At 36.2% G+C, this 26,808-nt stretch carries 19 protein-coding genes; 12 read left to right on the forward strand and 7 right to left on the reverse strand.

Going from position 1 to position 26,808, the window contains the following annotated elements; genetic code table 11:
* Window positions 1–9: 9 nt before the first annotated feature.
* Window positions 10–603 carry a YdcF family protein gene (locus tag OO013_RS00315; protein ID WP_266054517.1) on the forward strand — a complete coding sequence of 198 codons (594 nt, stop codon included), beginning with the start codon at window positions 10–12 and terminating at the stop codon, window positions 601–603.
* On the opposite strand, the gene OO013_RS00320 is transcribed toward OO013_RS00315, so the two are convergent.
* Both OO013_RS00320 and OO013_RS00325 read right to left on the reverse strand, forming a co-directional pair.
* Complete coding sequence (locus OO013_RS00320) at window positions 551–1,360, reverse strand: EI24 domain-containing protein (RefSeq protein ID WP_266054518.1); 810 nt, start codon at window positions 1,358–1,360, stop codon at window positions 551–553. The two genes, OO013_RS00315 and OO013_RS00320, sit on opposite strands and share 53 nt — an antisense overlap.
* On the reverse strand, window positions 1,357–2,661 hold the full coding sequence (locus tag OO013_RS00325; protein WP_266054519.1) for an FAD-binding oxidoreductase: 1,305 nt from the start codon (window positions 2,659–2,661) through the stop codon (window positions 1,357–1,359). The genes OO013_RS00320 and OO013_RS00325 overlap by 4 nt, the downstream gene beginning before the upstream one ends.
* 100 nt (window positions 2,662–2,761) lie before the next feature.
* Between OO013_RS00325 and OO013_RS00330 the strand changes: the two genes are divergently transcribed.
* Both OO013_RS00330 and OO013_RS00335 read left to right on the forward strand, forming a co-directional pair.
* The gene (locus OO013_RS00330) at window positions 2,762–3,646 is read left to right on the forward strand and encodes an NUDIX hydrolase (protein WP_266054520.1); all 885 of its coding nucleotides are present in this window, start codon (window positions 2,762–2,764) and stop codon (window positions 3,644–3,646) included.
* Between the two features lie 32 nt (window positions 3,647–3,678).
* Window positions 3,679–4,611, forward strand: coding sequence for a ribose-phosphate diphosphokinase (locus OO013_RS00335; protein WP_266054521.1), 933 nt, complete (start codon window positions 3,679–3,681; stop codon window positions 4,609–4,611).
* A 27-nt stretch (window positions 4,612–4,638) separates the two neighbouring features.
* Here the strand turns inward: OO013_RS00335 and OO013_RS00340 are convergent, their stop codons facing one another.
* Together OO013_RS00340 and OO013_RS00345 are read right to left on the reverse strand one after the other, a co-directional pair.
* A complete protein-coding gene (locus OO013_RS00340) occupies window positions 4,639–5,064 on the reverse strand; it encodes a TerB family tellurite resistance protein (protein WP_266054522.1) in 426 nt (141 codons plus the stop codon).
* Between the two features lie 52 nt (window positions 5,065–5,116).
* Window positions 5,117–7,003 (reverse strand): 7TM diverse intracellular signaling domain-containing protein, encoded by a 1,887-nt coding sequence (locus OO013_RS00345; RefSeq protein WP_266054523.1) that lies wholly within the window; start codon window positions 7,001–7,003, stop codon window positions 5,117–5,119.
* Between the two features lie 385 nt (window positions 7,004–7,388).
* Here OO013_RS00345 and OO013_RS00350 point away from each other — a divergent pair, with 385 nt between their 5' ends.
* From OO013_RS00350 to OO013_RS00390, 9 genes are all read left to right on the forward strand, one after another.
* The gene (locus OO013_RS00350) at window positions 7,389–10,427 is read left to right on the forward strand and encodes a SusC/RagA family TonB-linked outer membrane protein (RefSeq protein WP_266054524.1); all 3,039 of its coding nucleotides are present in this window, start codon (window positions 7,389–7,391) and stop codon (window positions 10,425–10,427) included.
* Between the two features lie 13 nt (window positions 10,428–10,440).
* Complete coding sequence (locus OO013_RS00355; RefSeq protein ID WP_266054525.1) at window positions 10,441–11,973, forward strand: RagB/SusD family nutrient uptake outer membrane protein; 1,533 nt, start codon at window positions 10,441–10,443, stop codon at window positions 11,971–11,973.
* An 18-nt stretch (window positions 11,974–11,991) separates the two neighbouring features.
* A complete protein-coding gene (locus OO013_RS00360) occupies window positions 11,992–13,131 on the forward strand; it encodes a LamG-like jellyroll fold domain-containing protein (RefSeq protein WP_266054526.1) in 1,140 nt (379 codons plus the stop codon).
* 68 nt (window positions 13,132–13,199) lie between these two features.
* Window positions 13,200–15,164, forward strand: a complete 1,965-nt coding sequence (locus tag OO013_RS00365; RefSeq protein ID WP_266054527.1) for a glucoamylase family protein — start codon at window positions 13,200–13,202, stop codon at window positions 15,162–15,164.
* A gap of 6 nt (window positions 15,165–15,170) precedes the next feature.
* Complete coding sequence (locus OO013_RS00370; protein WP_266054528.1) at window positions 15,171–16,571, forward strand: glucoamylase family protein; 1,401 nt, start codon at window positions 15,171–15,173, stop codon at window positions 16,569–16,571.
* A 33-nt stretch (window positions 16,572–16,604) separates the two neighbouring features.
* Window positions 16,605–18,935, forward strand: a complete 2,331-nt coding sequence (gene bglX, locus OO013_RS00375; RefSeq protein WP_266054529.1) for a beta-glucosidase BglX — start codon at window positions 16,605–16,607, stop codon at window positions 18,933–18,935.
* Window positions 18,936–19,086: 151 nt separating this feature from the next.
* Window positions 19,087–21,504, forward strand: coding sequence for a glycoside hydrolase family 2 protein (locus OO013_RS00380; RefSeq protein ID WP_266054530.1), 2,418 nt, complete (start codon window positions 19,087–19,089; stop codon window positions 21,502–21,504).
* 11 nt (window positions 21,505–21,515) lie between these two features.
* Window positions 21,516–23,066, forward strand: coding sequence for a sulfatase family protein (locus tag OO013_RS00385; RefSeq protein WP_266054531.1), 1,551 nt, complete (start codon window positions 21,516–21,518; stop codon window positions 23,064–23,066).
* Window positions 23,067–23,148: 82 nt separating this feature from the next.
* A complete protein-coding gene (locus OO013_RS00390; protein ID WP_266054532.1) occupies window positions 23,149–24,111 on the forward strand; it encodes an alpha/beta hydrolase fold domain-containing protein in 963 nt (320 codons plus the stop codon).
* 32 nt (window positions 24,112–24,143) lie between these two features.
* Here the strand turns inward: OO013_RS00390 and arsC are convergent, their stop codons facing one another.
* From arsC to OO013_RS00405, 3 genes are all read right to left on the reverse strand, one after another.
* Window positions 24,144–24,482: an arsenate reductase (glutaredoxin) gene (gene arsC / locus OO013_RS00395; protein ID WP_266054533.1), complete on the reverse strand. Its 339-nt coding sequence runs from the start codon at window positions 24,480–24,482 to the stop codon at window positions 24,144–24,146.
* 12 nt (window positions 24,483–24,494) lie between these two features.
* Entirely contained in the window at window positions 24,495–25,034 is a 540-nt protein-coding gene (gene hslV / locus OO013_RS00400) for an ATP-dependent protease subunit HslV (protein WP_266054534.1), read from the reverse strand.
* Window positions 25,035–25,105: 71 nt separating this feature from the next.
* Complete coding sequence (locus OO013_RS00405; protein ID WP_266054535.1) at window positions 25,106–26,803, reverse strand: pyruvate dehydrogenase complex dihydrolipoamide acetyltransferase; 1,698 nt, start codon at window positions 26,801–26,803, stop codon at window positions 25,106–25,108.
* Window positions 26,804–26,808: the final 5 nt, after the last annotated feature.

A 26,808-nucleotide genomic window follows, 5' to 3' on the forward strand; every position in this document is an offset into this window, starting at 1 on the left:
GCCTTTAGAATGTGGGAGTTACCACCCGTCAAATTCACAGACCTGCAAAAGAATTACGAAATTGGAATTCTTCTTACAGGAATCACTCAATACGATACACCTACCAATGACCGTGTATATTTTAACAAAGGTGCTGACAGATTGTTACATACCATCCAATTATATAAGGAAGGTTATATTGAAAAAATATTGGTTTCCGGTGGTGCAGGCAGTTTGGAAAATGACAAAGAATCAGAAGCATCAAAATTAAAAAGAGTTCTTTTGATGTGTGATGTACCTGAAAAAGACATTATAATTGATAGTTTATCACAAAACACAGCTCAAAACGCTATCTTTTCCACTCAAATATTAGAGAAAAAGAATATATCATCAGAAAATGCTTTACTTATTACTTCAGCTTTTCATATGAGAAGAGCAAAAGCTTGTTTTAATAAAGCCGGTGGAGAAAATATTGTTCCATTTCCTGTAGATTATTATACTAAAGAAAATGATTGGAATCCGGATGATCTTATAATTCCAAGTGTCGACAGCATCTATTTGTGGAGTAAACTTATAAAAGAGTTTGTCGGGTATGTTGCATATTTTTTATTCGGTTATATCTAGTTCTCCGGTCTATAACATTGGCTCCATATCCAGCTGCGACAAGTGATATAGAGGGAGCAACCATGACTCCAATAACAGGTATGAATAACATTAAATTAAACATTATCCCTATACCTACCGCAAAAATCTTATATGCCCAAACAAACTTTCTACTTCCCGATGCAGATAATTCAAAATATTCATTCCTGTAATCAATAAAAGCAAAAGCCAGAAAATACGAACTTATTAAAAATGATAAAGCCGGAGTTATTACAGACAACACCGGGAATAAAATCGTAACAAAAAATAGCACAAAGTAAAGTCCAAATTCAATTATCAAATTAATCACTGCGATAACTATCCCCCTCCATACATCAGAAAAGAAAGAAGACCATGAAAAAGGTCTTTTATATCCAGTCATATACTCCTGAAAAGAATCACTTAGCCAAACAAGGATTGGTGCATATAATATCAACATCAGATATTTATAGAATTTTATAAACAATAAAATCACAAATATTCTGATCGAAATTAAACTCATCCAATAAACAAACCTCCCCCACCAGGAATCGTCGGGCGATAACGACAACATTCCAAAAACCCAGGTTATTACTTCATCTGCATACAAAATAGCAGCAGAAACTACTACCAGTAATAATATGAAGTTTGCTAATGCAGGAATGATCAGCCATTTTGGTTTCTTCGTAAAAACAAAATTCAAACTATAGCTATATGATTTAATAGCTACTCCTAGTTGATTAAATAATTTCCTGATCATAAGTAAGACAGTAAACCTAAACGCTTTGAAGTTTCATTTTGTATTTTCCCTTCAGGATCCAGCTGGAGTTTCACGTTTTGCCACTCTTCCCATTGAGGATACATTTTCCTAAAAACCTCTTTTCCAAGAAAAGCATCTTTTCCAAGATAAACCCTTCCTCCTGCCGATAAAATAAGATCATCAAGCTTTCTAATTAGTGCAGGTAATTTTTTGGAAATAGGAAAATCAATCGCAAGAGTAAACCCTTCCATTGGAAATGATAAATATTTTGATCCCTCGCCCATTTTTTTTAACACATTCAAAAAAGGAGTACAATCACTCGATGAGATCAAATTCATAGCTTCCTTGAGAATTTTATATTCATCATTCATGGGAATTACAAATTGGTATTGTATAAATCCTCTGGTGCCATATCCTCTATTCCATTGTCCTATGGCATCTAATGGAAAGAAAAACTTATCGTAATGAGTTAACTCCGGAGCATTAGCCTGGGAATATTCTATAATTTTATTGAGAATTTGACCGGAAAGTTTATTTAAAGCAAAATTAGGTAGAAACATCGGGAGATCAAGCTTTTTTTGACTGTGAAGCTTTAAAGGATATTTTTGTTTTCCTGAATCAATCTCCCCCAACCTTGCAATGTTCCCTAAAGACAATACTCCTTTTCCCAAGCTTTCGCCTTTAGCTAATGGATCAAACCAAGCTACACTATATCGGTAGTTTTGGTCATATTCGCTAAAAGCATCAATCATTTCCCTGAGATTACTCACTTTCACAGCCTCAGTTTTAAAATAAGATGTCTCTATTTTTTTTAATTGAATAGTTACTGTATCTATCCATCCTAGCAAACCCAATCCTCCAAAAGCGGCGTAGAAGATCTCCTCATTTTCAGATCGGGAACAGATTAGTCTACCCTTTTCAGGGGTTATCATAGTAAACTCAGAAACACAATTCACAAATGTACCGTCTACGTGATGTGCCTTTCCGTGGATATCATTAGCTATTGCTCCTCCAAGTGTAACAAATTTTGTTCCTGGTACGATCGGTGGAAACCATCCTTTATTAATAAAAACCTCAATTATCTCGGCAATAGAAATTCCACTTTCTGCCTTTAATAAACCCGTATCTTCATCAAATGCTATTATTCTTGACATTCTGTTTTTTAGAGTAAAGCCATTAGCTAGTACAGCCTGGTCACCATAACTTCTCCCTAAACCTCTTACAATATTAGGTTCGTCAAAATTCAAGATACTTTCATACTGATCGATCCCGGTCAGTTGCTTAAGTTTAGTTTCTATCATTGGGTAATTACCCCAGCCAGAAATTTTCTTTTTAAGGAAATTCACTTTATTTGTTGTGTGGAATTAATTTACTTACCGAATGTATATTTATTTGTAAAAAATGACAATAAATACTTACGATAATCCAAAAACTTATGTAGTTGGTCAATTTCAATGGCTTGAATTACCTTATTCGTTCAAGCATTTATTTAGCGACCTTGACAATGCAAATATTATATTTGTAATCACCGATTCCAAATTAACAGCAACAGCATATCATCCTTATTCAGCTCATAAAAGAAAAACACTGCTAGAAAAAGCATTTCCCGAATCATTGATTGAGATCATCCCTGATAATCCATCTGATGAAGAATGGTCTGAAGAACTTGATAGCCTGATTAATACGACTGGTGCATTGATTGACAAAATTATTTTCATGTCTGAAGAAGGTAAAGAAGGATATACGGGAAAATATAAACAATTCACCACAGTACAGGAATTAGATAGTTCGGATGAAATTGTATTGCCAGAAAACGAGAATGATTATCTTATCGGTGTGAGAGATGCGTTAGTAAAGCAATACCCGAAGGTATTTCCTACTGTTGATATTGCCTTATGGAAAAACCAACATACAGAATTTCTCCTCGCAAGAAAACCTCAGGAAATATGGTGGAGATTTGTCGGCGGTTTTTCTGATCCTTCCGATGAATCTTTCGAATTTGCTGCACAAAGGGAATTAATTGAAGAAGTTGGTGAAATTAAACATGGCGAACTTAAGTACGAAGGTTCTTTTAAAGTAGATGATTGGCGATACAGGTATGAAAGAGATAAAATTATTACTTCTTTTTATAGTTGTGAATATATCGAGGGTAATATCCATGCCCGGGATGATATAGAGGAATTAAAATGGTTTTCTCTCAATGAAATAAAAAAAATGGAGGCTGGAGATGACATAGCTCCTGAACATAAACCTCTTTTCAATTTGATTTTGAAAAAGTATCTTTGATATAATTAATTAGGCGCTCAAACAATATATAAATGTCTTCCAATTTTAAATTATTCTATACTTCCAATACAGAAAAGTTAGGGAAAGAAGTTGCTTCATTACTTAATGTTCCGGTTGGTAAATTTCATTCTCAAAAATTTTCTGATGGTGAAGTTTTTGTTCGGTTTGATGAATCAGTCCGAGGCCAGACGATCTTTATAATTGCCCAGGCTAATATGCCCTATAGCAACTTATTTGAATTATTTCTTGCTGTAGATGCAGCTCGGAGAGCAAGCGTAGAAGAAATTATTTGTGTTGTCCCCTATTTACCACATAGCAGGCAGGAAAGAAAAGACAAAGACAGAACCTCGATTGCCTCAAGGGTAGTTGCTGATTTCCTTCAGGATGTTGGAGTCAACAGGTTGATTACTATTGACCTTCATACTAACAGTATTGAAGGCTTTTATAAAATTCACGTTGATCATCTGGATACTTCAAAAGTATTTATCCCTCATATTAAAGATAATTTTAAAGATAATTTATGCCTATGCAGTCCTGATTTTGGTGGATTAAAAAGGATTAAGAAATACAAGAATGAATTAAACAGTGATATGGCTGTTATTCATAAGGAGCGACTTAAACCTAATCAAATATCAAACATGGAGATCCTGGGCGACGTATCAGGAAAAAATGTGGTTATAATCGATGACATGGTGGATACAGCAGGAACTTTATGTAAGGCTGCTGACCTTATTATTAAAAGTGGTGCCCTTTCTGTTTCAGCTTATTGTACCCACGCAATATTGTCAGGAAATGCAAGAGAAAAGATTGAAAATTCATCCTTATCAAACCTTTATGTTTGTGATACTTTCCCAAATATTGAAATTAATAATAAAATTAAGGTAATCAGCTGTGCACCTCTTCTTGCCACAGCTATCAGGCATATCAATGAAAACAAAAGTATTAAGGAATATTATGAAGGATAAAAAAAGCCGAAATTAATCGGCTTTTTTCTATTCCTGGTATAAACTTCTTATCACTTCTTCCTTTGGCTTTCCTGCTTCAAGATCTCCACGAACTTTTAAAAGTAGATCATCTATTACTTTTGGATTAATATTCAATTTTAATGCAATCGACTTGCATAAATCTCTTTCTTCATCCTGTATCTTACCATCAGCAATAATCATTGCCACCAGATCCAAAACTTGAAGCATTTTATCATCATAACTTTTAGGAACTACAAAATCTCCTATGTGAGGATTTTCAATAAGATTTTCAAATTCAGACTTACTTATATCAAGATTTTCTGATAGCCTTTTTAATAAATCCAGCTCCTTCTTATCAATTTTCCCATCCACTAAAGCTACTAATATTAAATTCCTAAGATGGCTCTTTTTCTCTTTCGTATCATTACCAAACAATTTTTCTAAAATTCCCATAAGCTGATTAAATTCAAGTAATATAAAAGCAAGCGTGTATTATAAATAGTTCTTATTTGTTTTCTTTATCTTCTGATTCTATAATCTCTAAATCTATCATGACATCTTTCCAGGCGTGGATATGTCCATGCTCTTCTTCATCATGGAGAAAGTTATTTACTTTCTTTTTAAAATTCCACACTGTATTTTTCTGAAGACCTAAAACTCTAGCCATTTCTTCTAAAGACAAGTAGTCTTCATGATTAAGTACAACGTAAAGAATATAAAAAGCTTTCACTAAAGGAAATTTAATTCCATGAAATAATGTATATGCTGTGGCAGATTCGTTATAACCACATTTGCTACACCTTCTGGAATATGGCTTTGATCCTTCCGAATATTTCTTATTATCACATCTTCTGCATTTAAAACCTTCATTCCATTTCATGTGTGCTACCTGGTGCAAACATTTATCGTTTTCAGGAAAAACAGTTGCAAATTCTTCAAATGTTAATTTCTTCATTAACATCCTTCCTTTAACTACACTCTTTAATCTGTTTTTTAACTTCCAGTTTTCGAGGTCAAGTAAATTGTTAATCGTATATATTTCGCTTGCCTGATCTTTAAGTTTGTCGTAGGAAACTTCCAGAAGCTGGTTTTTTTCAAAAAGCTCTTTTGTTCTTTCTGTAACCTTTTTTTCCAACTCCTGGTTTAACTGCTCTTTCATCTGCAGATTATCCTGTTGTTCAGCCATCATTCTTTTTAAGACCTTATCACGATTCCTTTTTAATATTCTTACCCTGTCTGCTAGGGCAAACGAAAGCAGAATCATTTCAATTATAAAAGAAATTCTTAATGAATAATGTAAAAATGTATTAAAGGGTATATCACCCCAAAGAACTAATGCTTTAATGAAAAAACCAACAAATAATACACCATAGGCAACAACAAAAAATCTGGCAGGTAAATATCCTCTCAGCCAAACCATTATACCAGTAAAAAAAATAAATGCCATGATTAGAATATCGAGTATCCGATGATCAAACAAATTTTGATCAAATAGAAGAGTGTATAAAAAGAATATACTTCTGATTATTATCAACGAAATAATTATTGCATTAAGTTCAGGGGCATGAATCCTTGTTACAAGGAATTTTTTACTGAATAATAAAGCAAAAAGAATAATAAAATAGAGGAATACTCCATATGCAATTTCGTTCCACTCCGGAAAATTTGGCCACAGATACTGAAAGGCAATACCATCAACACACATCGCATAAAACCCTACACTTAGAATATAAAAAATGTAGTAGAGGTATTTCTTTTCCTTAATTACCAGATACATTAATAGGTTATAAATACTGATAATCAGAATCATTCCATACAGCAGACCAAAAAGAAAATATTCATTAAGAGAATAATATACAAACCTGTTTACCGACCTTACAGCAATTCGGATATCGGCAAATCTATGCGAGTTAATCTTTATAAAATAACTATAAACACCAGCCTCTGTATGATTAATTAGAACCTCAAAATTTTTATGCTGAAAAGTTCTATCATCAAATTGATTTTTATCGCCCAGTTCAATTTGGGCATAATTAACAGAAGCTAAATTTTTGAAATTCTTACTTTCAGGTTTAAAAACAACTATTTCATCTATGGTTTGATCGTAAAATTCCAAAAGCCAATATTTATTTGAGCTCTCAGGAATTTTCACATCTATTCGTACCCAATAATTATTTCCAGCCTTGAATTTACGTGGAGAGTAATTTCTATCATATTGAAAATATAATAAGGGATTGTCCAGGATATCATTTAAGCTCAATTCTTTTGTACTGTCAACATAAAATGGCAGATCAACTAAAGTAAAAATTTGTTGATCAACCGAGTCAGAAATTTCTATTGGGTGATACCTCTTGTCTCTATCATCAGAATAAGATCCAATTGCACTATACATAGATATTATTAAGATTAAAGCAATCTTTAAATCATCTAATAAATCAATATTGTGCAATTTGAAATACATATTAAAAAGAGCTCATTTTTTTCTTGTTAATTTTTAATATACCATAAAAAAAACAAGTGTTTTTAAATTTTTCGTAGAATACCATCAATTATAGTTATGTTTTTTTTATAAGACAATAAATTCAATAACTAGTTTAAATTTTATATAAATAACCATTTTTTATTGTTTCTATTCTAATACAAATGGCAATCAACGCCTAATTAAGTATTCTAAATAAGTTGATAAAAAATTTTTATAAATGTCAGGAACATGATAAAATAGATGTAACGATATCGTAAAACCGGATATCGAATTCACAAAAAAATCCAAAATAAACATGAAACACTACTTACAATTGCTTTTAGCCACGGCATTTTTGTTGTTTCACTATCAATTGTTTGCACAGTCGGTCACAGTTTCTGGACAAGTTACTGATGTGGTTTCTGAGGAACCCTTGATCGGTGTAAATGTTGTAGTAGAAGGAACACAAAATGGAACCGTTACGGATGTAGAGGGTAATTATACATTAGATGTACCTCCTGATGCAAATCTGGTCTTCAGTTATGTAGGTTACCTGAATGAAGTTGTCCCGGTTAATAACAGAAGTGTTATTAATATTGCCTTAAATCCAAATGTCGAAACTTTAAATGAAGTGGTCGTTATTGGATATGGTACTCAACGAGAAAGAGAACTCACATCAGCAATAGCCACAGTTGATTCAGAAGAGATCACAAAAACACCCACTGCTCAGGCAATGCAATCCCTTCAGGGAAAAGTTGCAGGCGTTCAAATAGTAAACAGTGGAGCTCCCGGAGCTGCACCTACTGTCAGAATAAGAGGAATTGGTTCATTTTCAAATTCAGACCCGCTATTTATTGTAGATGGTGCCTGGGTAGATAATATCGATTTTCTAAACACATCGGATATCAAATCCATCAATATTCTGAAAGATGCGTCAGCATCTGCAATTTATGGTATGCGAGCTGCTAACGGTGTTGTTCTAATTGAAACCAAAACAGGTAGTTACAATCAGTCAGCTGAGATCAATTACGATGGGTATTATGGAGTTCAGGTTGCTCAGAATGTTTTGAAAATGTCTAATTCAGAGCAATTTGTCAGATACATTAATGAAACTGGTGCAGAAGCAGATATTTCATTTATTGAAAATGCGTTTCAACGATTTGGTAGAAGTGAGGTCAATCCAAATATACCTGCTGTAAACACCGATTGGTACAATGAGGTACTAGAAGATTATTCTCCTATTCAAAGCCATACCCTCAGTTTTAGCGGAGGCGGATCACAAGGCAGGTATTATGCCAGTGTAAACTATTTCTCCCAGGATGGTATGATGAGACATACCAGGAACAAGTTTGAAAGGCTTTCCTTTAGAACAAGGCTTGATTTTAATATTACTGAATGGATGACTGTAGGTAGTAATATCAATATTAGTAATTCTCAGCAATATGTTGGTGAAAATGCAGTATGGTTTAGAACATATTTTGCCGTGCCAATTCTTCCGGTTTATGATGAACTAAATACTGATGCTTCACCGATCAATTTATCCAACGCTCAATTACTTGGATATCGTGGTTCTCAAAACCCTTATTATAATTTATTTTATGATGATAACCGGAATAACATTGCCAAGATAATTGGTAATATTTATCTGGATTTTGAAGTAATACCCAATTTGTTAACATTTAAAACTCAATATAATTACCGTTTTGAAAATGTAAATCGAAGAAATGTAGATTTCAGGTACAATGATGGGCAAACCCAATTCCAGTCAGGGATTTTCAAAGATAATGGATCACTATACTGGCAGATCTGGGATAACTATTTGACATTAAATGAAAATTTTGATAAACATAATCTCACAGTAACAGCCGGTTATTCATACAGAGATGAATACAGTGAAGCAATATTTCTTAGAGGAAATGAAATAGATCCTGAACCAACATTTAATAACGAAGAACTATGGTACATAGATTTTAATACCGAAGGAATTGATTCAGATGCATCTGGAGACCGAGGTTCACAGCTATACTATCACTCATTTTTCGGAAGAGTAGCATATAATTATGATGAAAAATATCTGTTGTATGGTACATATAGAAGAGAAGGGAACAATAAATACCAGGAAAAGTGGGGTAATTTCTTCACTATCGGAGCTGGATGGGTACTATCTGAGGAAGAATTTTTCGATGTTGAATTTATAGATTTCTTTAAAATTCGAGGTGGATGGGGACAACTTGGTAATGATGCTGTTGCTCCTTCGATTGGTTCTGCTACCGTTGAAAGAAGGTTTCTCGCTGTTGATGATACACGTACACCGGGAAATGTAGTCCAAACATGGTTCGATTTCGTGGATAGATGGGAAACAGTTGAGGAAACCAATATTGGAATAACCACTAGATGGTTTAATAATAGGTTAGCTTTAGATGCAGACTATTTTATCAGAGATACAAAAGATGGAGTAGTCAACCTTGTACTTCCTCTAGTACGAGCCACAATAAGGGAAAACCAGGCAGAATTTAGAAACAAAGGTCTGGAAGTTACAGCAAACTGGAGTGATAACATAAATGAAAATCTTTCTTATTCAATTGGGGGTAATATAGCTACTCTAGACAATGAAGTTACTTACCTGGGTGGACAGCAATATTTAAACTCAGGTCAGGCCGAATTCAGGCAGCGATCGATAATCGGGCAACCCATAGAAGCATTTTATGGATATGAAGTCATTGGTGTATTCCAGAGTGAAGGCGATATATCCAGCAGTGGACTTACTCAAGAATTTATTGATGAGCAGGGAATTGAACCTGGAGACTTCAGGTATAAAGATCAAAATGATGATGGTTTCATCAATGATCTTGACAGAGTCGTATTAGGTTCATATCTCCCCGATCTTACCTATGGGTTTAATTTTGGTATAAATTGGAGAAACTTAAGTTTCAGCGCTAATTTCCAGGGTCAAACCGGACATAGCATTTTAAACAGAAAACGTGGAGAAATCATATTCACAACTGACACGAATATTGATGCAGAACTTGCCAACAATCTATGGAGAGGAGAAGGCACTTCTAACAAATATCCATCTGCTGCTGGTTTGAGAAAAGGGTATAACCAGGCAATGAGTGATTATTATGTAGAGGATGGATCATATTTTAGAATCCAAAATGTAAGATTAGGTTATACTATCAGAGGTAATGATCCTATCGGAAATAATATTCCGGTTTTTAATATATATGTCACAGCTGAAAGGCCATTAACTGTATTCGACTACAATGGGTTTAATCCGGAAGTTCCAAATGGAATTGACCGTCAGACATACCCTATTCCTGCAGTTTACACCCTTGGCGTAAATGTAAAACTTTAATTGGAGGATTAAGATGAAAAATAAATATATCAAACTAATTAAAATGATAATGGCCGGAGTGATTTTTAGCTCGGCATTCATATCATGTGATAATCTCGACGATCCCTTAGAAGATATAATTCCAGTTGAAGAAACTGATTATACCGACTCAGAGGGTATGACTTTAATGATAAACGGTTCTTATGACCTTCTATATAATTTGCAATGGGAAACGTTCCCTTTGATTTCAGTTCGAGGAGATGATGTAAACGCAGCTGGAGACCAGGTGCCACTTATAGAGACTGATCTATATAACTATGACAGATCATTCTGGATGTATAATTCAACATGGTTGAATCTGTATGATGACATTATTCGTTGGAAAGGGGCAATAAGCGAAATCCGGAAATACCAGGAGTTCCATCCAAACCCGGCTTTGGGAGATCAGTATATTGCTGAAACCCAGGTAATGATCGGATTTGAAATGCTTCAGGCGATCAGATTATGGGGAGATATTATTATCCCTCCATCAGAATTTCCTCAGGATCTGTATGAAGCACCTGTAACCCAGAGAGAGGATGCTTTACAATATATTTCAGACCTAATGGATGAAGCTATACCTAACTTGCCTAACGTCAGACCTAATGAACGTACTGATATACCCGGTGGTGTTACAGCTTATACTGCTATGGCAGTTAAGGCAATGGCTAACCTGGAATTAAAAAACTGGCAGGCAGTTGCTGATGCAACCTCAGATATTATTAATAATGGAGGATTTGTACTTGAAAGCGATTATTATTCTCTTTGGAAAAAGCCAGGAAAATTGAATAGTGAGAATTTATTAGAATTACAATATTCAGATTTTAACCAGGGAGCTGGAGAAAATGAATCTTATTTATATGCATTCTTTGGGCCACAGGGCTGGACACCCGCGGTAGAGGGTGCCAGTGCAGGATGGGGATTCTGGGAACCTTCTGTAAAATATGTAAAATTCATGCTTGACCGAGGTGAGCAGGAAAGACTGGAAACAACGGTTCTTTTTACTCCTGATGGAATTGCAGAAATTGAGTCAGATCCTGATTATGCTACTCTGCCTGATTGGATTGATAACGTAACCCGGGATGGTGATATAATTAATAACTATTCCAGGGCAAATTTTACGAGCGGTAAACACTATTTACCTTCCAATCAATTAACCCCGGGCAGAACTGCCTATGGAACAGGTAAAAACTTTATCGCTATACGCTATTCTGAAATTTTATTAATGCACGCCGAGGCTTTGACTATGGGAGCAACAAGCAGTGCGATGTCGGCTGATGAAGCAGTCAATGAAGTGAGAGACCGGGCTGGATTACTTCCATTATCCGGAGTTACTCTACAAGATGTTCTTGATGAGAAGTTTGCAGAATTTGGTATGGAATGGGGAATAAGATTTTACGACCTGGTTCGCCATGACATGACTCAGGAATTAAATTATGCAGGTAGAAATTACCAAAGCCCTGAAGACAGGTTCATTCCTTACCCACTTGCTCAATTGGATTTGCTACCCCAATTGGATGAATTATAAAATTAAAATTGTAGAGATATGAAATTTTTAAAATATATAAACTTGCTATTTATCCTGTCAATTTTTGCCTGTGATGATGGATACATTGACGACATTTCAAATGTAGATCCGGGCCCTGATGAGGAAGCTCCTGAAGTAACAATTGACTTCCCGGTTGAAGGAACTAAAATACGTGTACTCGAAGACGTGACATCTATTAATATTCGGTTTGAAGCAAGTGATGACATCAGGCTTGAAACTGTTAGCGTAAGCGTTGATGGTAGCGAAATAGCTTCCTTTAGTGAAAGTGATTTTACTGACTATAGAAGGTTTATCGGAGAGGTAACCTATTCTGATTTAGCAAATGGAGAACATACGGTAAGTGTAACTGCAGTTGATGTAAATGGAAAAACAACAACCAATACAGTTAACTTCTCGAAAGAAGAACCTTACCAGCCAATGGACGGAGAGGTTCTATATATTCCTTTTGACAGTGAGATAATTGATCTGGTAACTCTTAATACTGGTGAAGGATCTAATGTTCAATTCGCACAGGGAGTAGCTGGTCAGGCATTAAGTTTAGACGTAGCCAGACAAGCATATGCAATTTTCGAAGCTTCTGATAATGTTACAGGTGTTGAAAACTTCACGCTTTCTTTCTGGGTAAGACCTGAATTTGTTGATTCTGACAATAGTGGCGGAATAGATGGTGTTCTTGGATTAGTCAACTTTTCCAACATCGAAAGATTCTGGGGTAATTTTGACTTCTTTGTTGAAAATGGAAGTAATCCGGATGCAACCCGCATCAGATTGCACATTACTCATAATTCTGCCGATGAAACGTGGATCACTGATGTAAATGATTTATCCGGTTTCTTTGGAGAATGGTCTCACCAGGTAGTTACCTATGATGCATCAACGTCGACCTTTAATTATTATGTTGATGGGGTATTGACTACCACTGCAACTAGCAGTTGGGGTGGACCTCTTAACTTTGAAAATACCGGACCGATGGTTTTTGGAGCAGTTCAATTTCAAACTGATCCAAGTTTAACTTCCGCAACAGGAAATCAACCCTGGGCAAGTTATCTGACTGGTGAACTCGACGAAGTAAGGTTCTTTAACAGAGCGTTTACCCAGGAAGAGGTCACTACTCTTTACGAGAACGAAAGACCATAATAGTATTATCATATTCTAATTAAAACAACCAGGCCGATACCTTTCGGCCGGTTGTTCTATTTTCTACTATGCCCAAATTAAAATATATACTTCTACACTGTTTTTGTTTAATTATTATTTTCTCAAGTTGTTCAGATGACGAAAATTCACCTGAATTAACACTTGAAAATATTTTTATAGGAAACATTGAAATTATACCCGGACAACCAAATGAAAATATCCCTGTAGATCGGTCTATTAATCTGATTTTCAGTAATTCAATTGATGCTACCACAATTGAATCTGCGGTCTCACTGACAACAAATGGATCGCAAGTTGCTTTTAATTATAATGTTGGTTCCCAGGGATCAAATGTGAATATAACCCCGGTTGGTGCCTTGGAAAATAACCAGACATATTCACTTAATATAAATTCTAATTTAAGAGGAAGTCAGGGGCAATCAATTGAATCTGTAACCGTAGAATTCAAAACTTTAATGGGTAATATTGAAATTACAGAGGTATTTTTCGGATCTCAGGATGGTACCTCTGGAGGAACAATTAAAAATATACCACTAAACTTAAATGCTTCAATTAATTTCTCAGATCCGGTAAATCCTTCGGAATTCGAAAGTTCAGTTAATCTATCCGGCCCTTCCTCTCCTGCCCTTACTTTTAATTACAGCAATAATGATCAAACAGTAATGATCACTACAAGTAGTAAATTAAGATACCTTAACCGGTATAATTTCACTATCGAAAGTGGTAATTTAGGATCACAGGGCGAACCGTTTGAAGGCTATAATGTAATTGTTGACACCAAAGTAGATTCCACCCTTAAATATCCTGAAATATCTGAAGAGGAATTATTAACTAAAGTCCAGGCCCAGACTTTTAAATACTTTTGGGATTTTGGGCACCCTAACTCAGGTCTTGCAAGAGAACGAAATACTTCAGGTGACCTCGTGACAATAGGAGGTTCAGGTTTTGGAGTGATGTCAATATTAGCTGGCATAAATCGTGGATTTATAACTAGACAGGAAGGAATTACACGCCTGGGGAAAATTGTTGATTTTCTCAGTACAGCGGATAGGTTTCATGGGGTCTGGCCACACTGGATGAATGGTATTACCGGAAACACAATACCTTTTAGCTCCAATGATGATGGAGGTGATATCGTTGAAACTGCATTCATGATTCAGGGCTTACTAACAGTCAGACAATATCTGGATCCACAAAACCCTGATGAAAAATCAATAATTGATAAAATCACTTTACTGTGGGAAGAAGTAGAATGGGATTGGTATACACAAGGAGAAAATTCTATCACATGGCATTGGTCTCCCAATTATGATTTTGAAAAAAACCTTAAAGTAAGAGGTTGGAATGAAGCGTTGATCGTTTACGTATTAGCTGCCTCCTCTCCTACTCATTCTGTTACAGAAGAAGTTTATCATGAAGGTTGGGCGCGCTCTGGAGGTATTGTAAATGGAAATACCTATTTTAATATCATTTTACCTCTCGGAAATCAGCTTGGAGGACCATTATTCTTTGAACATTATTCATTTTTAGGACTTGACCCAAGAAATTTAACAGATCAATATGCTGATTACAATGAGCAAACAATTGCTCATACCTTGATCAACAGGGCATATTGCATCAGTAATCCTAAAAATTTTGTTGGCTATTCTCAACAAAGCTGGGGACTCACAGCTTCAGATAATCACCTTGGTTACTCCGCACATAGTCCAACCAATGATCTGGGAGTGATAACCCCTACAGCGGCTCTTTCTTCAATACCTTATACTCCACAAGAATCTATGGAAGTCTTAAAGTACTTCTACTTTATTCTGGGGGATCGATTATGGGGAGAATATGGATTTTATGATGCCTTTAACTTTACTGAAAACTGGGTAGCATCTTCGTACCTGGCAATTGATCAGGGTCCAATCATAGTAATGATCGAAAACCACAGATCTCAAATGTTATGGAATCTTTTTATGACTGATCAAGACATTCAAAACGGTTTAAATAAACTTGGATTTAATTATTAGTAATAAATGAAAAAGAACAATCTCTATATTTTCGCAACTGTCTTACTAATTATCATTTCTGTGATATCTAGTTGTCAAGAATCAAAAAACAAGAGCGAAACTTCAAATTCTGAGGACACGGTCTCTTCTATCTCAGATGATTCATTATACAGGCTGATTCATTACCGTACTTTTCAATATTTCTGGGAAGGTGCTGAACCTAATTCTGGCATGGCAAGAGAAAGGCTTCATGTAGATGGTATTTATCCTCAGAATGATGCCCACATTGTTACTACAGGAGGCAGTGGTTTTGGAATAATGGCAATTTTATCAGGTATTGAACAGGATTTCATAACAAGGAAAGAAGGTTTCCAAAGGTTAAACAAAATTGTATCATTTCTTGAATCCGCTGACAGGTTTCACGGCATATTTCCTCACTGGTTAAATGGTGAATCTGGAAAAGTAAAGCCATTCAGTAAATTTGACGACGGAGCTGATGGTGTAGAATCAGCCTTCCTGTTTCAAGGTCTTTTGACGGTTGGAGAATATTTCAAAGAAGGTAATAAAGAAGAAAAAGATCTGGTTGAAAGAATAAACAAACTCTGGGCAGAAGCAGAGTGGAATTGGTTCACAAAGGACGAAAATGTTCTATACTGGCATTGGTCTCCCAATGTTGGCTGGAAAATGAATCACCAGGTCCGAGGGTACAATGAATGCCTGATATATTATATTCTTGCGGCCTCCTCTCCTACTTATAGCATTGATCCCGAAGTCTACCACGAAGGTTGGGCAAGAGGGGGTGACATTAAATCAGACCAGGTAACATATGGATACGAATTACCTCTAAAAAGCAATGGAGCACCTGTATATGGCGGCCCCTTGTTCTGGGCGCATTATTCTTATCTGGGTCTTGATCCCAATGGTCTTGAAGACCAATATGCTAATTACTGGAAACAAAATAAAAATCACACGTTGATTAACAGGCAATGGTGCATTGAAAACCCGGAAAACTTTGAAGGATATGGAGAAAATTGCTGGGGCCTGACTGCCAGTTACACCCGAAAAGAAGGAGGTGAAACAGGCTATAAAGCCCATGCTCCTGGCAGAGATAACGGAACGATATCACCAACCGCTGCATTATCATCAATTCCTTATACTCCAGAATATTCAATGGAAACTATGAGAGGATTTTATGACCAATATGGAGATCAGCTTTTAGGACCATATGGTTTTTATGATGCATTTAACCCCGAACATGACTGGTTCATTCAAAGGTACCTGGCAATTGACCAGGGACCTATAGCTGTGATGATGGAAAATCACAAATCCGGCTTGCTCTGGAAGTTATTTATGCAAAATGAAGACATTCAAAAAGGGTTAAAAAAACTGGGATTCAAAAGTCCTCATTTTGACGATAGTTCAAAATAAAAATATACTGTTTGACATTTAAAAACCGAGAAAATGAAAAAAGTATCATTAATTATAATCGGAATAGCGCTGGCATCTTTCCTGATAGGTGTCCTGGCATTTCAGGATTCTTCTGATGAAGCAGGCCGATATGATGCGAAGATCGATTCACTTATGAACTTAATGACAATCGATGAGAAGATTGGACAGCTAAATTTACCAGCTGCAGGAGATATCAGCACCGGCCTTGCTCAAAGTTCGGGTATTGCTGTAAAAATTAAGGAAGGAAAGGTAGGTGGCTTATTTAATATCAGGGGACTAGATAAAATCAGGGAGGCCCAACGGGTGGCTGTTGAAGAAAGTCGTTTGGGAATACCCTTGATCTTTGCTATGGACGTAATTCATGGTTACAAAACAGTTTTCCCTATACCTATCGGACTATCCTGTACCTGGGATATGGATATGATCAGAGAATCTGCAAGAATAGCTGCCAATGAAGCTACTGCAGATGGTATAGCCTGGACATTTTCTCCAATGGTAGATATCTCACGGGATCCCAGGTGGGGCAGAATTGCAGAAGGCGTGGGAGAAGATCCATATCTCGGATATCAAATATCCTACGCCATGGTTAAGGGGTACCAGAGTGATGACCTGACAAAAAACAATACGATGATGGCTTGTGTAAAGCATTTTGCTTTATACGGTGCTTCTGAAGCTGGCAGAGATTACAACACTGTAGATATGAGTAGAATAAGGATGTTCAATGAATATTTACCTCCCTACAAAGGAGCTGTTGATGCAGGAGTGGGAAGTGTAATGGCCTCTTTTAATGAAATCGACGGTATTCCTGCAACCGGAAATAAGTGGCTGATGACAGATCTGTTAAGAGAACGATGGGGATTTGATGGGTTTATCGTCACTGATTATACTGGGATAAATGAAATGATCGCTCATGGAATGGGAGATCTTCAACAAGTATCAGCATTAGCGCTAAAAGCAGGTATCGATATGGATATGGTAGGCGAAGGTTTTCTTACTACATTGAAAAAATCACTTGAGGAAGGAAAAATTAAGGAAGAAGATATTGATAAGGCTTGCCGAAGAATTCTGGAAGCAAAATATATGCTGGGACTTTTTGATGATCCGTATAAATACATGGATGAGAATCGTTCAAAGACAGAAATCTTCACTGAAGAGAACAGAAAAAAAGCCAGGGAGATCGCTGCAAATTCCTTTGTGCTACTCAAAAATGACAATAATACATTACCATTAGCAAAAGAAGGCACGATAGCTCTCATCGGTCCAATGGCTGATAATAGAGAAAACATGCCAGGAACCTGGAGTGTAGCTGCAGATTTTAAGAATAGTGTTTCTGTCCTGGACGGATTAAAAAATGTTGTCGGTTCCGACGTGGAAATTCTTACAGCCAGGGGAGCTAACTTTGTCAAAGACCCCAAGCTAGATGAAAGGATTAGTGTCTTCGGAAAGCCAACTTACAGAGATTCCCGTTCCGAAGAAGAAATGATTAAAGAAGCAGTGGAAATAGCAGATAAATCGGATGTTATTGTTGCGGCTATTGGAGAATCTTCCGAAATGTCGGGAGAAAGTTCTAGCAGGACATCAATTAAAATACCTAAGACACAAAGAAATTTGTTGAAAGAATTACTTAAAACAGGCAAACCGGTAATTCTGGTAGTATTTACCGGAAGACCTCTAGATTTGAGCTGGGAAGATGAAAATGTTCCGGCAATACTCAATGTCTGGTTTGGAGGAACAGAAACAGGGAATGCGATAGCAGATGTCTTATTTGGTGATGTAAATCCTTCGGGAAAGCTTTCAGTTACCTTTCCAAGAAATATTGGCCAGGTACCTATTTTCTACAACCATAAAAATACAGGTCGTCCTATTACCAAGGAATGGTTTCAAAAATTCAAATCCAATTACCTCGATGTTCCAAATACACCTCTTTACCCATTTGGATATGGCCTCAGCTATACAAATTTTGAATATAGTGATATGTCATTAAGTTCGACTGATTTAACCGGAGATGCTTCTTTGGAAGTCAGCGTTCAGGTAACAAATTCAGGTCCTAAAGATGGCGCGGAGGTAGTACAACTATATATCCGGGATATGGTAGGATCTACCACAAGGCCTGTAAAGGAATTGAAAAAGTTTGAAAAAATTTTCCTCAAAGCCGGAGAAAGCCGTGAGGTAAAATTTAATCTGACAACAAAGGATTTGGAATATTATACTTATCCGGATTCTGATAGTGGAAAGGAGCTTGTGAAAATATGGGAACCAGGAGAATTTGAAATAATGATCGGAACAAACTCAGCTGACACTCAATCAGAAATGATAACCTGGAATAAAAAGAGTTCAAAATAATGGTAGTACAGGGATACCCGATTTGGGTATCCTTTTTTCTAAAAATTCAGGTATTTCCATGAATAAAAAAATTCATATTATTTGCTTATACCTACTAAGCATCTGTTTCTCGGATGTTATAGCTCAGAAAATGCTATTTAATTCCAATTGGATGTTTAGTATTTCCGATACCACAAATTGGCGCTCCGTTCAAATACCACATACATGGAATCGATTGGACCCATATGATGACCAGGAAGGATATTACAGAGGACTAGGCTGGTATAAAAAAACATTTAGCACTGACAGCTTATGGTCGGAAAAATCAATTACTTTACGTTTTGAGGGGGTTAACCAGGTAGCTACAGTCTATCTAAACAATAAAGAAATATATCAACATATTGGGGGATACACATCTTTTAATGTTCCATTAGAAAAACTTAGACTAAAAGAAAAAAATGAACTGCTGATAAAGGTAGATAACTCCCATGATCCTGACATAATTCCTTTAAAAGGGGATTTTAATTTCTATGGTGGAATGTACCGGGATATATGGATCTTATTAAATAATAAGATCCATTTTACAGAATCAAATCTGGGATCAACCGCAGTAAAAATAACACCGGAAGTAGTAAATAAAAGTGGTCTGATAAACTTATCAGGACAGATCACTAATCAATCAAATGAAGCAAAAAACCTTTATTTAATAAGCACTTTAGTTGATCGATTCGGAAAAGAAGTAATTAATAAAAAGCAAAAATTATCAATAATTGTAGGGTTAAATGATTTTTCCGAAACTCTGAAGATAAAAAGTCCGGTTTTGTGGTCTCCTGAAAATCCTTATCTCTATCAACTTAAAACCACAATAACAGATGATAAAGGAAACATTTTTGATGATTTCACACATCCTGTTGGTTTCCGATATTTTAGATTTGATCCGAACTCAGGTTTCTACCTGAATGGCAAACCTGCGAAACTCATTGGGGCTAATCGTCACCAGGACTATTTAGACCAGGGAAATGCTATTAATAACGACCATCATTTCAGAGATTTAAAATTACTTAAAGAAATGGGCGCTAATTTTTACCGAACTGCCCATTACCCTCAAGATCCTGCTGTTCTTGAAGCCTGTGATAAACTGGGACTGATCGTTACAATGGAAATTCCTCTAGATCATGATATAACAGATTCTAAAGAGTTTTATGAAAATTCTGAGCATATGCTTCAGGAAATGATCCATCAGTATTATAACCATCCTAGCATCCTGGTCTGGGCGTATATGAATGAGATGTTTCTGGGAAGGAACCTTAAAAAAGATAGTGCTAAGATTTATCAAATAGTCGATTTTGCCAAAAAACTAGATTCAATCGCCAGAAATACTGATCCAACCAGATACACAATGATTCCAAATCATGGTGACCTGGAAATATATCATTCAACAGGGTTAACTGATATTCCAATGATTGTGGGATGGAACTTATACTATGGTTGGTATGCAGAAGGGTTTGAAGGTTTTACGAAATTTCTTAATAAAGCCCATGCAAAAATACCTGACAAACCCATGATCGTAACGGAATACGGTGCAGGTGCTGATCCCCGGATTTTTTCAAATGATCCGATCCGTTTTGATTTTTCAGTGGATTGGGAAAGTAAGTTTCACTTTTCGCATATTAATCAAATTAAAAACATTCCCTTTTTATCAGGTGCCGCTGTCTGGAATTTATTTGATTTTGGAAGTGAATCAAGGAATGATGCTGTCCCAGGTGTGAACAACAAAGGATTGATGACTTTTGATCGCAAACCGAAAGATTCCTATTTTATTTATCAGTCAAAATTATCAAACCAGCCATATCTTAAAATTCTGGGCAATTCACGAATAAAATATCCCTCCAACCACAAAATCCCTGTTTCAATTGTAACTAACTTAAGTAGCGTTACACTGTATGCCAACGATGAACTTATTAGTACAAAAAATGTGGAAAATGGATTAGTAACATGGGAGTTAGATAAAAAGCCTGCTGGGCGACTTCTTTTGGAAGCAAACTCTATTGCCGGAGATTCAAATATTGTTGACGTTCATCAAATTGAGCTTATAACGACAAATTTTTACGAGGGCGCTAATAAAATTGCAATTAATGCAGGATCAACATTTTATTTTTATGATGACAAAACCGGCGTATTATGGCTTCCTGACCAGGAATACACACCTGATAATGTTTTCGGTTATGTGGGTGGTGAATTTTACAGACCACGTGACAGAGGAATCGGAACAGACAAAAATATAATCAACACCAGGATAGACCCTGTTTATCAAACACAAAATCAAGGTCTTAAAACCTACCAAATCAATTGCCCTGCAGGCTATTACAAGGTAGAATTATTATTTTCCAGATTGAATTCTTCTGACATCCAGAATTTAAATATTCTGGTTAATAACACCCCTGTATTGATAGAAAAAACTAACAAGAAATATTATCCAATCAATGCGGTAACTAATATCTACACAAGGTCTGATATTATTATAAAATTCCCTTCTGATACCAGGGAAGATTCATTTGTAAATGGAATTAAAATAACCAAACTGAACTAAACACTCTAATCATGAAAACTGATTTAATGAAATATTTTACTCTACTGCTGGCTGTAGTTCTTATATCATGTGGAAAATCAGAAACAATAGAGGAGTCTAACGAACCAGGTTCTAGCGATAAGCAAAAAAACTTAACCCTCAACAAAATTGATTCAGTTTCTAAACCCAAAAATGTAGTATTTATTTTAAGTGATGATCACAGATACGATTTTATGGGTTTTACTGGTAAAGTACCTTTTCTGGAAACTCCAAATATGGACAGAATGGGAACGAAAGGAGTGCATTTTAAAAATGCATTTGTAACTACTTCTTTATGCTCACCAAGCCGGGCCTCAATTCTTACAGGCCAATTCTCGCATCATCATGGTGTCGTTGATAATCAGTCTGCGGTAGCTGACTCAGTTACCTTTTTCCCACAATATCTTCAGGAAGCTGGTTATAAGACAGGATACGTCGGAAAATGGCATATGGGGGAACATCATGCAGGTGCCAGACCGGGCTTTGATTACTGGGTTAGCTTTCGTGGACAGGGTGTTTATTACAATCCAACACTAAATGTCAATGGAACAGAAAAAGTATATTCTGATAGTTCATATATCACGGATCTCATTACAGAATACAGTCTGGATTTTTTGAAGGAGCAAAATAACCAGCAACCTTTCTTTCTTTATGTCTCACATAAAGGTGTTCATTCAGAATTTCAGCCGGCAGAAAGGCATGCTGATGAATATGCAGGTAAAGACCCTCAATATCCACCAACCATGAATCCGAAGGTTACCGGATCATCCGATATCTATTACAATTACGAAGATGTTCCGAAATGGGTAAAAGAACAGCGCTACAGCTGGCATGGTGTCGATTACATGTACCATGGTCAAATAAAGTTTGATGATTTTTACAGAAGGTATCTGGAAACACTACTCTCGGTTGATGAAAGCATAGGTGAAATTCTGGATTATCTGGAAGAAGAAGGTTTGTTAGAAAACACAATAGTTTTCTACATGGGAGATAATGGATTTTCATTTGGAGAGCATGGCCTGATCGATAAAAGACATGCTTATGAGGAATCCATCCGAGTTCCTCTCCTATTGTATGGGGCCCAACATATGGGTGAAGAAGGAAAAGATATCGAAAAAATGGTTCAGAATATTGATATAGCCCCATCTATTTTACACATGGCGGGATTAGATAAACCTGAAAATATGGATGGAAAATCATTTGTACCACTTCTTCACGGTCAGGAAATTGATTGGAGAGAAAGAATCTATTATGAATACTTTTGGGAACGACCTTTTCCACAAACTCCTACTACTTATGCAGTTAGAACAGATAAGTATAAATACATCCGTTATCATGGGATTTGGGATATAAACGAACTATATAATCTTGAAGAAGATCCCTGGGAGGCCAACAATTTGATAAGGAATCCGGAATATAAAGAAATAGCTAAAAATTTAAATCAAGACTTGTTCGAATGGTTGAAAGAAACCAATGGTCTTCATATACCTGTAAGAAAAGACTATGGGACTAAAATTGATCACAAATACAAAGGTACCTACTAGTAGGTTGTCACTTATAAGGTGATTTATGTTTATTTAGGTTTAGGATCCCCGGTTTCTCCGGGGATTCTTTAAAAAAATGCATATGAAACATTATTTATCGCTTCTGTTATTTATGATTCCCGGATTTTTAACCGGGATTCAGGCCCAAAAATATTATACTGATAACTTTAATCGAATAGATCGCAACACTCTTACTTATCTTAGAAATAATGAACAAATTCTGGAGCTTGATTATTACGATCCTGTCGAAAACGATGACATGAATAAGCCTTTAGTAGTTTATGTTCATGGAGGGGGATTTGGGGGAGGCATGAGAAATGAACCTAAAATTATTGATTTTTGTGAAAGAATAGCTAAAAAAGGATATGCTGTTGCGTCTGTTAGTTACACATTGATGATGAAAGGAAAAGGCTTTGGTTGTGACCAGCCTGCATCAACTAAAATGAACGTTTTTTATGAAACAGCAAAAGAAATAAACCATGCTATAAAATTCCTTATAGAAAAAGGTGATTCACTAAATATCAATTCTGAAATGATCATTTTATCTGGCAGTAGTGCTGGCGCTGAAGCAATTGTAAATTCGGCATACTGGAAAAAAACTCAGGAGGGTATATTAGATGAAGACTTTAAATTTGCCGGAGTAATAAGTATGGCCGGGGCTATTCCAAATATTGATTGGGTCAATGATTCAACTGCTATTCCCACTCAATTATTTCATGGCACTTGCGATAATCTTGTCCCCTATGATGAAGCTCCTCATCATTACTGTGGCGGCAATCAACCCGGATACCTGATGCTTTATGGCAGCTATTCCATCATGAAAAAACTACAAAGCCTGGGGAAACCATTTTATATGGTAACTGGTTGTGGAGGTGGCCATGAATGGAATGACAGACCATGGACAAGTGAATTCGATGATGTAATAGAGTTTTTATACCAAGATGTTTACCTAGGTAAAAACAGACAAATACACATTATCAATATGGAAAAAAACAATAATAACAATTGTGTTAATCCAAGGCATTTTAATTTTTGTAATAAATAAAAAAAGTCCGGTGATATACCGGACTTAAGATTTTAAAGAAGTTCATTCACATTTTCAGGAGGTCGCCCAATTACAGCCTTATCTCCTTTAATTACAATTGGCCTTTCTATCAGCTTAGGATATTCAACCATAGCATCTATCCATTCTTCATCAGATAGATCCTTACCCTTAAAATTCTCTTTATAATCAGCTTCACCTTTTCGGATAATTTCCTGTGGCGAAACCCCTAGCATATTTATAACTTCTTTCAATTCTTCTTTTGAAGGTGTTTCCTTGAGATATTCAACAATTTCAGGCTCTACACCCTTTTCTTTGATGATCTTTAGTGTATCACGACTTTTTGCACACCTTGGGTTGTGATAGATCTTCATAGTTCTAATAATTTAGTCTAAGGTTTCTAAGATAATATTATGATTAGTATAGATACAAATATCGGCAGCAATGGTTAGAGATTTTTCAACCATTTCTTTTGCTGATAAATTAGCTGCATTTTGCTTTAATGCTAATGCAGCAGCTTGGGCATACATGCCTCCGGAACCTATACAAGCAATTTGATGGTCAGGCTCGAGAACATCACCGGTACCTGAAAGGATTAATACATTTTCCTTGTCAGCAACGATAAGCATAGCCTCCAACTTTCTAAGGTATCGGTCAGTTCGCCAGTCTTTTGTAAGCTCAATAGCAGCTCGTTTAAGGTTCCCGTTGTAGTTGCCTAGTTTTTCATCAAACCTTTCCAATAAAGTGAAGGCATCTGCAGTTGAACCTGCAAATCCGGCAAGAACTTTACCGTCATTTAATCGACGCAGCTTCTTAACATTGCTTTTTGCTACTGTGTTACCTATTGTTGCCTGTCCATCGGCTCCAATAGCTATCTGTCCATTGTGATTTATCGCGACAACCGTTGTCGATTTTATTTTTTCCATATCTATAATATCGTTATAAAAAATTATCCCGTCTGAATTGCAAACGGGATAATTTTAAAATCGTTATTTTCTTAAACAAGAATTCTGACAGGATCTTCAAGCAAGCTCTTAAGAGTTTGCAGGAATGCTGATCCAACTGCACCATCAACTACTCTGTGATCGCAAGAAAGCGTTACTTTCATCACATTACCTGGCACTATCTCACCATCTTTTACAATCGGAGTTTGTTTGATTCCTCCAACAGCTAAAATACATGCATCAGGTGGATTTATAATTGCAGTGAATTCTTCAATTCCAAACATTCCGAGATTTGATACTGTGAATGTATTTCCTTCCCAGTCTGCTGGCTGAAGTTGTTTATTCTTAGCTTTTCCTCCCAGATCTTTAGTTTCTGCTGCGATTTGTGATAATGTCTTGTTATCAGTAAACCTGATTACAGGTACAAGCAAACCTTCATCAACTGCAACAGCCATACCCACGTGAATATGATGATTTATTCTTATGGTATCTCCCAGCCATGAAGAATTCACCTGTGGATGTTGTTTCAATGCAGCTGCACATGCTTTGATTACCATATCGTTGAATGAAATCTTAACAGGAGAAATCTCATTCAGGCTTTTCCTTGCTTCTATTGCTTTATCCATGTTGATTTCCATGGTTAAATAGAAGTGCGGTGAAGTAAATTTACTTTCAGCAAGCCTCTTGGCAATTGTTTTTCTCATTTGAGAAACCTTTTGTTCCTCAAAGCTCTCTTCACCTACAGAAGCAGGCATTGGTGTTGAAGCTTTAGACGCAGCAGCTTGTTGTGGAGTATGATTTTCCACATCGCGTTTTACAATACGTCCACCTTCACCACTACCCTTTATGGTGCGGATATCATATCCTTTATCTTCAGCTAATTTTTTAGCAAGTGGAGAAGCTTTCAATCTACCACCTTCAGTTCTAGTATCTGATGTTCTTTGAGGTGAAGGAGTACCAGATGTTTCTTTTTTACTTTCAGACTTCTCTTCTTTCTTATCTGATGATTCTGATTTTGACTCTTCTTTTTTCTCTTCCTTTTTTTCTTCTTTCTTATCTCCCGATTTTTGCTTTGAAGCTTTCAACAGCTTTTCATAATCAGCACCTTCTTCACCAATTACAGCAATAACGCCATCTATCTCTACAGAATCTCCTTCTTCAACACCGATGTAAAGCAAAGTACCATCTTCATATGCTTCTAGCTCCATAGTAGCTTTGTCCGTTTCTACTTCAGCTAATATATCTCCAGACTCTACTTTGTCACCAACTTTCTTATTCCATGAAGCAATAGTACCCTCTTGCATTGTATCACTCATCTTTGGCATACGAATGATCTCTGCATTGATATCTGAAGTATCAATATCTTCATCAGAAGAATCAGAGTCTTCTTCTTTATCCTCTTTTTCTTCTTTATCCTTTTTATCTCCGGAATCATCATCAGATTTATCTTCTGAATCAGAGGAGCCTCCATCTTCGTTTTCTACTTCTTTAAGTAAATCATCAATATCTTCCCCTTCTTCTCCGATTATTGCGATGATACCATTCACAGGTACAGCATCTTTTTCATCAGCGGCAAGATATAGTATTGTACCATCTTCATATGATTCCAATTCCATAGTTGCCTTGTCAGTCTCAACCTCTGCAAGGATATCGCCAGATTCTACTTTATCACCTTTTTTTACCAACCATTGAGCAATAACACCCTCTTCCATGGTATCGCTCATCTTTGGCATTTTAATAACTTCAGCCATAATTT

Origin of the sequence: Mangrovivirga halotolerans, assembly GCF_026241165.1 — a bacterium.
Lineage (GTDB): Bacteria > Bacteroidota > Bacteroidia > Cytophagales > Cyclobacteriaceae > Mangrovivirga > Mangrovivirga halotolerans.